This is a genomic window from Candidatus Margulisiibacteriota bacterium (genome assembly GCA_003242895.1).
Taxonomy (GTDB): domain Bacteria; phylum Margulisbacteria; class Riflemargulisbacteria; order GWF2-39-127; family GWF2-39-127; genus GWF2-39-127.
In genome coordinates, this window is the sequence record QKMY01000045.1 from 36,334 (window position 1) to 47,835 (window position 11,502).

The 11,502-nt window shown below is 39.1% G+C and carries 13 protein-coding genes and 1 tRNA gene; all 14 read right to left on the reverse strand.

What is annotated here, in order from left to right:
- Positions 1 to 100: 100 nt before the first annotated feature.
- The gene (locus DKM50_06405) at positions 101 to 802 is read right to left on the reverse strand and encodes a 50S ribosomal protein L1 (protein ID PZM79810.1); all 702 of its coding nucleotides are present in this window, start codon (positions 800 to 802) and stop codon (positions 101 to 103) included.
- Complete coding sequence (gene rplK, locus DKM50_06410) at positions 803 to 1,225, reverse strand: 50S ribosomal protein L11 (GenBank protein PZM79811.1); 423 nt, start codon at positions 1,223 to 1,225, stop codon at positions 803 to 805.
- Positions 1,226 to 1,244: 19 nt separating this feature from the next.
- Positions 1,245 to 1,847 carry a transcription termination/antitermination factor NusG gene (nusG, locus tag DKM50_06415; protein PZM79812.1) on the reverse strand — a complete coding sequence of 201 codons (603 nt, stop codon included), beginning with the start codon at positions 1,845 to 1,847 and terminating at the stop codon, positions 1,245 to 1,247.
- A gap of 19 nt (positions 1,848 to 1,866) precedes the next feature.
- Positions 1,867 to 2,169, reverse strand: a complete 303-nt coding sequence (gene secE / locus DKM50_06420; GenBank protein PZM79813.1) for a preprotein translocase subunit SecE — start codon at positions 2,167 to 2,169, stop codon at positions 1,867 to 1,869.
- Positions 2,170 to 2,182: 13 nt separating this feature from the next.
- Positions 2,183 to 2,259, reverse strand: a tRNA-Trp gene (locus DKM50_06425).
- A 9-nt stretch (positions 2,260 to 2,268) separates the two neighbouring features.
- Positions 2,269 to 2,472, reverse strand: coding sequence for a 50S ribosomal protein L33 (gene rpmG / locus DKM50_06430; GenBank protein ID PZM79814.1), 204 nt, complete (start codon positions 2,470 to 2,472; stop codon positions 2,269 to 2,271).
- A 260-nt stretch (positions 2,473 to 2,732) separates the two neighbouring features.
- Positions 2,733 to 3,689, reverse strand: a complete 957-nt coding sequence (locus DKM50_06435; protein PZM79815.1) for an ABC transporter ATP-binding protein — start codon at positions 3,687 to 3,689, stop codon at positions 2,733 to 2,735.
- Between the two features lie 12 nt (positions 3,690 to 3,701).
- The gene (locus DKM50_06440; protein PZM79816.1) at positions 3,702 to 4,526 is read right to left on the reverse strand and encodes a peptide ABC transporter permease; all 825 of its coding nucleotides are present in this window, start codon (positions 4,524 to 4,526) and stop codon (positions 3,702 to 3,704) included.
- Positions 4,527 to 4,567: 41 nt separating this feature from the next.
- Positions 4,568 to 5,545, reverse strand: coding sequence for a hypothetical protein (locus DKM50_06445; GenBank protein ID PZM79817.1), 978 nt, complete (start codon positions 5,543 to 5,545; stop codon positions 4,568 to 4,570).
- A complete protein-coding gene (locus DKM50_06450) occupies positions 5,542 to 7,182 on the reverse strand; it encodes a peptide-binding protein (protein ID PZM79818.1) in 1,641 nt (546 codons plus the stop codon). The genes DKM50_06445 and DKM50_06450 overlap by 4 nt, the downstream gene beginning before the upstream one ends.
- A 50-nt stretch (positions 7,183 to 7,232) precedes the next feature.
- Positions 7,233 to 7,661: a VOC family protein gene (locus DKM50_06455; protein PZM79819.1), complete on the reverse strand. Its 429-nt coding sequence runs from the start codon at positions 7,659 to 7,661 to the stop codon at positions 7,233 to 7,235.
- 6 nt (positions 7,662 to 7,667) lie between these two features.
- Positions 7,668 to 9,359, reverse strand: a complete 1,692-nt coding sequence (locus DKM50_06460) for a phosphomannomutase (protein PZM79820.1) — start codon at positions 9,357 to 9,359, stop codon at positions 7,668 to 7,670.
- 114 nt (positions 9,360 to 9,473) lie between these two features.
- On the reverse strand, positions 9,474 to 10,613 hold the full coding sequence (locus DKM50_06465; protein PZM79821.1) for a hypothetical protein: 1,140 nt from the start codon (positions 10,611 to 10,613) through the stop codon (positions 9,474 to 9,476).
- Between the two features lies 1 nt (position 10,614).
- A complete protein-coding gene (gene surE, locus DKM50_06470) occupies positions 10,615 to 11,370 on the reverse strand; it encodes a 5'/3'-nucleotidase SurE (protein ID PZM79822.1) in 756 nt (251 codons plus the stop codon).
- Positions 11,371 to 11,502: the final 132 nt, after the last annotated feature.

Genomic DNA, 11,502 nt, shown 5'->3' on the forward strand with positions numbered 1-11,502 from the left:
TCGGCTGAATACCGATGGTTCATATAATCCATCACTCTGTATCCAACCTCCATAGGATATTAAGCCTTTTGTGGCACCTATTTCTTCGGTTTATATAAATCTAAAATTTTACTTTTTGCGTATCTACCTTTACGCTTGGCCCCATTGTAGGCGCTAAAGCTATACTTCTCATATATTGCCCTTTTGACGATGAAGGCTTAACTCGTACAATAGTATCATATACAATTCGAAAATTATCAAGTAATTTCTCAGCAGCAAAAGAAACCTTGCCTATTGGCATATGTATTATTCCAAATTTATCTGCTCTATATTCTACTTTTCCTTCTTTAAATTCTTTTACAGCCTTCTTAATATCAGTTGTTACAGTTCCGGTTTTAGGATTCGGCATTAAACCTCTTCGACCTAATATCTTTCCTAGAGGACCTGTCTTGCTCATCATATTTGGAGTTGCTATAAGGACGTCAAAATCCAGGAATCCTTTTTTAATGTTTTCAATTAAATCATCTCCGCCTACGACATCAGCACCAGCTTCATTCGCTTCAGCAACTTTATCTTCCTTCGTGATTACTGCAACTCGAATTTTCTTGCCTAATCCATGAGGCAGTGTCAATGTCCCTCTGACTTGCTGATCGCTGTGCCGAACATCAATTCCTAACTTAAAAGACGCTTCTACTGTTCCATCAAATTTGGTATAGCTCAAATCGCGCACCAGAGTCATTGCTTCTTTTATATCATAATCTTTTTCTTTATCTATTAACTGTTTTTTATTATCATAATTCTTTCCCACGGAAATTACCTCCATTTACTTTACCATGATGCCCATGCTTCGTGCAGAACCTTCTATAATCTTCATTGCCTGTTCTATATTCTTTGTATTTAAATCAGGCATTTTCACCTCAGCAATCTCTCTAATTTGATCTTTCGTAAGAGTTGCTATCTTGTTCTTATTTGGTTCCGCAGAACCTTTCGCAACATTCGCAGCCTTTTTAATTAACACTGCTGCAGGTGGAGTTTTTAGAACAAACGAAAATGAACGATCTGTGTAAACACTTATTTCTACAGGAATTACCAGATCCCCTTTATCTTTTGTTTTTTCATTATAAGCTTTACAAAATTCCATAATATTCACACCATGCTGGCCTAAAGCAGGACCTATTGGTGGTGAAGGGTTTGCTTTACCTGCTGTGATTTGTAACTTTATTACTGTCTTAACTTCCTTAGCCAATTTAGTTCAACCTCCCGTACTATCGTTGTTTTTCTACTTGTTCAAAATCAAGTTCCACAGGAGTTTCTCGACCAAATATCGCAATTAACGATTTCAGTTTACCCCTCTCCGGTGTAATTTCCTGTATAGGGCCAGAATAACCTCTAAAAGGTCCAGCAATGATTTTTACCACCTCGCCGATTTCAAAATCAACTTCAATCTTCGGCGTTTTCACTCCAACTTGCTTTAAGACCCTAAGCATCTCTTTGTCGGTTACTGGAGTTGGCCTGGTCTTCGATGATATGAATTTTGATACACCTGGAATAACTTTCACATGGTACCATACTTCATCATCGAGATCCATACGGATAAAAATGTACCCGGGAAACATTTTCTTTATTTTTTCTACTCGTTTATTATCTTTTATTTCTATAGTTTCTTCTTCAGGGATTAAGACCTCATGGATTCTGTCTTGCAGCTCTAGCTTAATTATTTTTTGCAGAAGAGACTGCTTAACCTTTTTCTCATGCCCCGAATAGGTTTGCAAAATAAACCACTGCCCTTTATCTCTATTGATTTCTTCCGTCTGAGGGTTAGGTTGATTTGCTTTTTCTTCTCCAGAATTAATAGTTTCTTCACTCATTGTAGAACATTACTCCATCTTAAATTGTAGATTTTAAAAGCTTAAATGTTTCTGATATAACAACGTCTATCGCGGACACAAAAAAAGTTATTGCGAATGTAATAATCAGTACAATAACAAAATAAGCAAAAAGCTTTTTCCTGTCGAGCCAAGTTACTTTACTTAACTCTGACTTTGTTTCTTCAACAAACTCATTAAATGACTTAACGAAACCTTTACGTCGCGAAGAATTGTTTTCTTTTGTCACGGTCTCTTTTTGCACTGTTTCTAAATCTTTTTTATTTATTTTCTTCATATTTATATTTATTTTCGCTTTTGTCATTTTTATTATATTTTGGCAGGCCTGGACGGATTCGAACCGTCAACCTACGGTTTTGGAGACCGCCGCTCTACCAGTTGGAGCTACAGACCTAAGAACCTTTTATTTTGTTTCTTTGTGTGCTCTGTGTACTCTACATCGCGGACAATACTTCTTTAACTCAATTCTTTCAGTGGTATTCTTTTTATTCTTGCTGGTAGAATAATTTCTTTCTTTGCATTCTGTACATTCTAACGTTACTAAAACTTTCAAAGTAAACACTCCTCGTTTACAAAAATTATTTATATATGCTTCGAACTCAAGCATTAAGACTTCCACACGAAACAGTGTAAAAATCTATCATGAAGTGATTAATGTGTCAACAGTTAATATTTCTCATCTTACACAATAATACATAATCAAATAACGCAGAAACCCTGAAATATACCGAAAACACTATAACTTTCTAAATCAACTTGCCTGAACAATGTTTAGGTATATTCTCATATAATTCATTATTATTCTAGCAGGATTTTAAAACATGCTTTTTTTCTATGAATGATTTTCACGTTAACCCGATTGGGGAATTAATGAACAGGGAAAAAACAGGCGACTTCATGCCCGTCATTGTTACTGCGAATCGGAGGATACTCAGTTATGCATAGCGCCTGCTTATATTTGCATCTCCCAGAAAATCTGCATCCATCCGGCAGATTGATAGGGCTTGGAATATCGCCTTTAAGTATCTCCATCTTTTTTCTTCTGCTGGGATCAGTAACCGGAATAGAATTAAGTAATGCTTCCGTATATGGATGCGCTGAATTGCGAAAAACAGCGTCTATAGGCCCATATTCAACGATGCGGCCTAAATACATTATGGCAACATAATTGCACATCTGAGAGATTACTCCCAGATCGTGAGAAATCATGATTATCGACATCCCAAGTTCTTCGTTAAGCTCTTTGAGAAGCTCAATTATCTGGGCTTGGATGGTAACGTCCAAAGAAGCGGTTGATTCATCTGCAATCAACAAATCAGGCCGGGCTGCAATCGCCATAGCAATCATTATTCGCTGGCACATTCCCCCACTGAACTGATGCGGATAATCATTGAGGCGTTTTTCTGCCGCAGGTATTTTGACTAAATGTAATAGCTTGATAACCTCTTTTTGTGCATCCGCTTTTGATAGCTTACGATGAAGAAGGACCACATCAATAAGCTGTTTCCCAATGGTGAATACAGGATTAAGCGATGATACCGGATTCTGAAAAATCATTGAAATCTGAGAACCTCTTATTGTACGGAGTTCTTTCGGTGCCATAGCCAGAATATCATTCCCGTTCCACACTATTTTTCCACTGATTGCACTATCAGGAGGAAGTAATTTTAGTAATGATAAAGCCGTCACGGTTTTGCCACACCCTGACTCGCCGACAATCCCGACAATCTGTTGCTTATCCACTTTTAAGGTAACCCCATCCACCGCCTGAACTACATCTTTACCGGCTTTAAAGGACACTCTTAGGTCATATACTTCCAGCATGATCTGCTCCTTTTAACTTTTTGGATTAAATATCCGATACATTCCATCTCCAATAAAATTTAAGGCCAACACCGTCAGCAAAATAAAAACTCCCGGGAAAAAAGTCATCCACCAGGCATCAAGCAAGTAATCCTGGGCATTATAAAGCATATTGCCCCAACTCGGTTGAGGAGGCTGGACTCCAAGTCCGAAGTAACTCAGGGCAGACTCTGTGAGTATCGCACCTCCCATAGAAAGAACAGCAGTCACAAAAAGCGGGCCTAAAGCATTTGGCAAAATACACTTAAAAATAATGGTAGAATTACCAAACCCGAAGGAGCGTGCAGCTTTTACAAAATCACGTGCTGCAAGCGCCAACACCTCGGCCCTCACGATCCGCGCCACCCCCATCCAACTGGTGACCCCGATAATTATTATGACATTATATATACTAGGCGTAAGCAATACCTGGATCGTCAGTAATAGAAAAATAGTCGGGATCGCCATCAGGCCGTCTATGACCCGCATAATAATCTCGTCGACAACCCCGCCATAGAATCCGGCGATAGAGCCTATCAGCGTTCCAATCGAAAGTGATATCAGCACTGAGACAAAAGCAACTATCAAAGAGATTCTTGCGCCGAATATTATACGCAGCATTGTGTCCCGGCCAAGATCATCCGTCCCAAACGGATGAGTTAAGGATGGAGGTTGCGGCTCACTGACATAAGCAATATGGTTAGGATCGCCGGAAATAATAAGCGGCACAACAGATGCCATCGCCAATACCATACCGACAATTATTATTCCAACGACAATAAATGGATCCTTGCTTATCTGTTTAACTGTTCTTCTCATGGTTCCACATCTTTATTCTCTCAAAAGTATTCCGGGACCGTTTAACTTCTCTTTGTATAAGAGATTCTCGGGTCAACTAAATAATAAGAAATGTCTGCCAACAAATTTCCTAAAATAATAAGGGCGGAGGATACCAAAATAATGCCCATTATTACCGGAAAATCGCGCATAAAAATAGAGTCTACCCCTAACCGCCCCATTCCAGGCCAGGCAAAAATATATTCTATGATAAAAGAACCGCCAACAAGATTAGGCAATGATAATCCGAGAATCGTTATAATTGGCAAAATCGCATTTTTGAATGCATATTTCCAAAGGATAAAAAACTCACTGAACCCCCTGGATCGTGCGGCTAAAATATAATCTTGATTCAGAACATTAAGCATTCCTGTCTTCATATATTTCGTAAGGCCTGCCAGATTACCGACTGTCATCGTTAATAGAGGTAGTATTAAATGAAGCGAAATATCTTTGATCCGGTCAATAATAGAATCATTGATCCTCATGGGATCAAGCATGCCGGAAGAAGGAAACCAGCCTAAAATCAGGGAAAAAAACAGGATGGACATTAATCCAAGCCAAAAGGCAGGAATCGACATACCAACAAAGGTAAAAATTGTTATCACATTATCGATATGTTTCCGGTTATAGACTGCGGCAAGAATTCCTAATGGCACGGTTAGGATTAAAGTGAGAAATAAGCTCGCGGACATAAGGATCAAGGTAGCAGGCAATCTTTCAACTATTACCTGGAAAACAGGACGTCCATTAATATAGGAATAGCCGAAATTACCTTGGGTAACATTTTTTAACCAATAAAAGTACTGCACGATAACCGGCTTGTTGAGTCCAAGGTTTTCTTTAATTCTTACTAAATCAGCGGGTTTGATTTTAGGATCAAGCATCATGGAAGAAGGATCTCCAGGTGCCAGTACCATGAGAAAATAAGATATTAAGGTAATTCCAAGCAGTAGTGGAAAAAGAAGTAGCAATCGCTTAACAAGGATATCTTTTATCATTTCGTAACAAATACATCTTCGATATTAACAAATAATCCGGCGGGTCCTGGTTTTGATAAGCCGCCAACTCTTCTTGATACTCCGGCAACATCTTTGGGTGACCACAAGAACAGGTAAGGTTGATCCTGTGCGATCAAATCATAAATACGAGCATATACCTTCTTGCGAGCAGCCTGGTCAATTACTTGCCGCCCTTTCACCAAGAGTTTATCAACTTCTTTGTTCTTATACCCGTTATGATTAAATCCTTTAGGGTATTCCGAAGAATGCCATATCCCATAGCTATCAGGATCAAGACCGAGGCTCCACGCCATCATAACTGCATCATACCCTTTCGGATCTTTTGGGGCATTAATAATTTTTAGCAACGAACTCCACTCCAAAACCCGCAAATTCATGGTAATCCCCATTTTCTTCAGGTCTTGCTGGATTTTGGTGGCAGCTTTCTCGGCAGTAGTGCTGCCTTTGGACATATAAATATCAAAAACAAATGGCTTGCCGTCTTTTTTCAAAATACCATTACTTAACTTCCATCCAGCCTGACTCAATAATTGTTTTGCTTTCTCAGGACTATAAAGAAATTTGTTCACATTATCATTATGCGACCATAAAAGAGGATGCGATGGGCTGTAAACAGGAGTAGCAAGATCTTTCATGATTGATTTAATAAGCCATCTTTTATCAACAGCATAGGCAATTGCCTGTCTAACACGAACATCAGAAAACGGTGGTTTACGGTAGTTATACCCTAGGTAGGTATAGGCAAGCTGATCATAAACAAACACATTAACTTTATTTTCTGCTTTAATTTTTTCAAAATCTTTGGGTGGGACCGTAGCATAATCGATCTCACCTTTTCGCAGTGCAATCAAACGAACATTTGCCTCGCTAATAATCTTAAAATATATTTTCGCCAGCAACGGTTTTCTGCCAAAATAAGTGTCGTTCCTGACTAATAAAACATTATCTGCAGTTTTATAAGTTTTGAACTTAAAAGGCCCTGTACCGATAGGATTACGATTAAAATCCGCAGTGTTGATGTTCTCTTTTTCAAGCAAATGTTTTGGAATAATACCCATACCCATGCTCAAAAGAAAGGGTGCGAACGTCTCTGGAAGCACGCACCTAACTGTATACTTATCTATTTTCTTAAAGGCAATCGGTTTCCCATTGATTACATAGTCGCTTCTTCGCACGGTATTGGTTGTTGTGTCAAGTATTTTCTGGAAGGTATAGACAACATCATCAGCAGTCAACTCTATCCCGTCATGGAAAAGAACGCCTTTTTTCAGATGGAAAATCCACTCTTTACCATTGTTCTTTGTTTCCCATTTTTCAGCAAGATCGGGCACTATCGCCAAGTCTTCGTTTACTTTGATCAACCCGTTAAATAAGAGCCCTACAACCGAACCAGACTCGCTATCAGTATATAATATAGGATTAAAGTATGTCGGATCTCCTGCCAGGGTCATAATCAAGCTGCCATTAGTATTCATCTTTTCTTTTGAGGGGATGGTATTCTTGAAGACAGAAAAGGTATTCGTATTGCTCTTCGAGCTGCAGGAACTGATGAGCGAAATAGTAATAAGGATAACTACTATTTTTATAAACGCAAATAAACTGTTGTTAAAATTCATGACTTCATACTACACCATATCATAAAAAATGCATAGACTTTCACATTACGTTAGAATTCTGCCAACTCTAAAATAATATTATCCGGACCATGAAAATAACACATTTTCTTTCCATATGGATTGGTCTGGATATTACTAAAAAAATTAATGTTCTTTTCTTTTAGCTGATCGTACAACTCCTGCACATCATCAACAGAAAAAGCGACATGTCTAAAACCAATTTGACTCGCCTTGTCAATCTCCGGATTGCTCTCGCCTTTCGGAGAAATATACTGAAGCAACTCAATCTTGGTCTCTGCTCCTGGCAAACAAAGGCTTACAAACGCTGCTTTGACGTTTTCCATACCAACGACTCGATCAATCCATTCACCTTCCAGGACTCGCTCCCGCTCAATAGAAAATCCCAGCTGACAAAAAAATGCCGTTGCCGATTCCAAATTCGTTACGCTTATATTGATGTGATCAATTTTTTTAATCATATGATTTCAGGATGAAAGACACTCGGAAAGAAGATGTTCGGCCGTATGAAATAACTTTTCCATTTCAGCTTCTGAGCGCCCTTCCACATAAAACCTGACTTTAGGCTCTGTTCCCGATGGTCTGATCAGCAGCCAGCTATTATCTTCAAATACAAATTTATAACCATCGAGCGTCAGATCTTTTTTAATTGTTTTTTCTTTAGAATCTACCAAAACTGTTTTCCCTGGTTTGTATTTATTCAACAATCTAAGCTTCTCCTGAAGCGGTAAGCCGGATAGCGACCGATCGACTTCCTTCCCGCCACGTCCCGGATAATAGGTCCCAGCAAAATCCTGTACTTCTTTTCGAATTTCGGACAAGCTTTTCCCTATATCTATGACCATCATAATCGCCAGAAGTGCACCGATAAGGGCATCTTTTTCCAGTGTGTGATTTTGCATGGTAATGCCATCGCTCTCTTCGAAGGCAACGATAGCTTTCTCCCTCGCATCTTCCTTAAGGTAAGGACGAAACTCCTTGAACCCGACTGCAGTCTCCCTTATTTCCAAACCAAAACGATCAGCTACGGCATTTGCGAAATTCGAGGTTGCGACTGATTTGGCCAGGATTCCTTGTAAACCCTTTACTTTATGGAGATAGTACAGCACCATTGCGCCAAAAAAATTCATTTCGATCTCTTCCACCCCGTCAGTCACTCGCACCCTATCTCCGTCGGGGTCCATTATCGCGCCAATCTTAAACTTGTTGCTATGAAGCTTAAGTTCATTCATCACCAGCTGCATATTCCCAGAGGATGGTTCCGGTTTCACTCCACCGAAAAGGTAATCGGTGTTTGTTCGTAAATATGATATTTTTCTTGGATCAACGCCATTAAGAAGCCGTTCAAGCCTGCCTCTCGTAGCACCATTTACATTATCAAAGGCCAGAAAGATATCGCTATTGTTAATTTTTTTGACCAAATCATCCAGGATGACAACGCTATTCCTTTTCAATAAAAATTGTTTATACAGGTCGATTGTATCAACCTGTTGCCAGGCAAAATGCTTGTCGCCAATTACCTTAGCAGTTTCTAAAATCAGGGAATACTTCTGTTCGATAATTTCCGTCAGGTTCGGCCCTGCAGGACCGCCGTCAGAAGGATTAAATTTGTATCCGGCCCACTGGAATGGGTTATGGCTTGGGGTAAGGTTAATAGAAAAGGCACACTTGAGCTCGACAACTGCAGCCGATAATTCCGGCGTCGTAGCCATACCAGCGTAGTATATTTTTATCCCGTTCCCGGCGAGCACCTGAGCTGCTGCGGTTGCGAACTCATGCCCCATAAACCTGGAATCGAATCCAAGGAGCCCGCCCATCGACTGGACTTCTTCGAAGGAAGTTACACCGATTTCTTTAAGAAACTCGTCGGTTTTCATCATATCAACGACCGCTTGGGTAACACGCTCAACATTCGATACAGTATAATCCTCTCCAATGATAGCCCTCCACCCGGAAGTTCCAAAGGTTAACTTAGCAGGCATACTATTTGTCTCCGCCTGTTTCTTGATTAACGTAAAAACTTCGTCAATCCGTGCCTGAATAGCGGCTATTTCCTGCTGATCTTTCAATGCATTCTTTTCGCTCACCAACATCTCCTGCACCTTCCAGAAGTGCTTGTTATTGAGTAATGAGGTAATTTTTTGATTATCTACAACCATTGTCAGATCCTTTCCCAATTTCCCATACTTAAAATTTGCTTAGCTAGAACATTTTTTTGAATTACAATTCAATTTTACATGAAAACTGATTTATTATAAATGGGAAAATAAGCCTTAGTTTTTCAGAAGGATATCTAAGGCTGTCTTCATCCTGCATTCCCAGGTATGTTTTTCCAAAACGACCTTCTGGGTTCTTTGTACAATCTCAAATCTTTCTTCCGGATGAGATAAAAAATAATTCACCTTATCCACCAGGTCTGATTTTGAGGAAAATGTTGGGATTTCTATATTATCTACGGAAAAGAGATACGCATTATCGTCCTGGCGATCGCTAAGCAAAAACTCGCCACTTCCAAAGCAATCAAAGATGCGTTGGGTTAGTGCAGTAGTATTATGCGCCGAAGTAAAATTAAGATTGATCTTTGAGTTCGCAAATACTGAAACAATAGCCTCTTTATAATTTACCGGACTATGTACTGTTATGCCAGCTACTTCGCGCCAAAGCTCGTCCCCGAACACGTGGACATCTTTAGATTTCGAGAGATAAGAGATGTAGGATTTTCTCTTATAATTATTGTATCGATAGTTTATGTAATTAAAATAATGAGTAAATTGATCCAATTGCTCTGAAGCAAGCATATTGTCCAGCACAAATATTTTATAGGCTTCCTCTTTAATTTTTTTGTTTAGAAGTTCATCAGCTTTTCGCTTTAACCTTGCATTCAGCGAATTATAAAATTGTGTAATATCTTTGGGGGGGAACAAAAATCCGATAAAGCAAATATCATAGGTTTTTTCTCTACTAGCAGGAGCACTAAAGTATTGAGTAGAATAAGCGAGCGGAAGAAATGATACCCGGGAAAAACCATAATATTTAAAAATATCAACATGGGTCCTATCCCATGTGAAGATATGCTGGAGAAAGTTATGAGAATACGCACAAAGCTGAGGCATACAGCGAGGAAAATCGAAATAGAAAATAACATAACGGATTTGAAGTTCATCAAGGAGATGATTGGTTAACCCTCCTTCTCGATTTATGGGCAGCAAGCCTGTCCTTGCAATAAAAAAAACAAAGTCCGGTTTAAACTGAACTAATTTTTCTATTTCGCTATTGTTGATTACAAAGGAATTATTCTCTTTGACGACAGAGATAGCCAGAAGGGATACGCCCAAGTCACGAAGAGCTAACTCCATGCATTCCAGAATTGGATTGGATGATGGAATAATCGCGATCTTTAGTGATCTGTGCAATTCAGAAAACCTCTTTTAATTTTTCCAGGCTCTTATAGTCGGTAAAATCAGGGGTAATGGGCGTAATGGAGACATAGTTGTTGGTCAGTGCGAGAATATCGCCATTTTTATCATCACTTATCGGTAATAATTCGCCGGATAACACATGAAATCTCTCCCCGGTATTAGATGTTTTTATAATATACTCTTCGTGCCAGGAAGAATTAGTTTGATGGGTTACACGATAACCTTTAAAATCTTTTTCTTTTATGTAAGGGATATTAACATTCAATACTCCGGGATGAAATGATTCGTTCATTTTGAAGGTTCGAAGAATTTCTCTGACGACTTTTTGGGCAAAGGTATAATCCTCTTTTTTTTCAGATTTAAGGGAAAAAGCAATCGCAGGCAGATCATGAAAACTGGCCTCCAAGGCTGCACCTACTGTCCCGGAATAAATAACGCTGGCGCCGAGATTAGCCCCCCAGTTTATACCGGATAAAACGATATCCGGTTTTGCTTCCAAAATAATATTTAAAGCTATTTTCACACAATCAACCGGAGTTCCGTTAACTGCATATGCGGCCACCACCTTGCCATCAAAATCCACCTTTTCATAGACAAGCGGCTTTTCTATGGTTATCGAATGAGACGTAGCACTTTGCTGCTCAAGCGGTGCCACAATTACTATTTCTCCGAATTCTTTCGCTACTTCATACAACGCCCTAATTCCATGAGCTTTGATTCCGTCGTCATTAACAAGTAATATTCTCGTCATAATTAACCTTTTTACTTTTTTATTTATGAAACCAGGGTAGATTTCCCGACAATATCAAGCGATAATGTTATTGATTTGCTGATAAAAATTATAGTATGAAAAAAAAATTAATTAAAGCAGCTTTCTATGGAA

Coding starts and splice junctions, on each gene's coding strand:
- DKM50_06405 (PZM79810.1), bottom strand. CDS start 802: ATGGAGGTAATTTCCGTGGGAAAGAATTATGATAATAAAAAACAGTTA.
- DKM50_06460 (PZM79820.1), bottom strand. CDS start 9,359: ATGGTTGTAGATAATCAAAAAATTACCTCATTACTCAATAACAAGCAC.
- DKM50_06435 (PZM79815.1), bottom strand. CDS start 3,689: ATGCTGGAAGTATATGACCTAAGAGTGTCCTTTAAAGCCGGTAAAGAT.
- surE (PZM79822.1), bottom strand. CDS start 11,370: ATGACGAGAATATTACTTGTTAATGACGACGGAATCAAAGCTCATGGA.
- secE (PZM79813.1), bottom strand. CDS start 2,169: ATGACAAAAGCGAAAATAAATATAAATATGAAGAAAATAAATAAAAAA.
- DKM50_06440 (PZM79816.1), bottom strand. CDS start 4,526: ATGAGAAGAACAGTTAAACAGATAAGCAAGGATCCATTTATTGTCGTT.
- DKM50_06455 (PZM79819.1), bottom strand. CDS start 7,661: ATGATTAAAAAAATTGATCACATCAATATAAGCGTAACGAATTTGGAA.
- rpmG (PZM79814.1), bottom strand. CDS start 2,472: ATGCTTGAGTTCGAAGCATATATAAATAATTTTTGTAAACGAGGAGTG.
- nusG (PZM79812.1), bottom strand. CDS start 1,847: ATGAGTGAAGAAACTATTAATTCTGGAGAAGAAAAAGCAAATCAACCT.
- DKM50_06445 (PZM79817.1), bottom strand. CDS start 5,545: ATGATAAAAGATATCCTTGTTAAGCGATTGCTACTTCTTTTTCCACTA.
- DKM50_06450 (PZM79818.1), bottom strand. CDS start 7,182: ATGAATTTTAACAACAGTTTATTTGCGTTTATAAAAATAGTAGTTATC.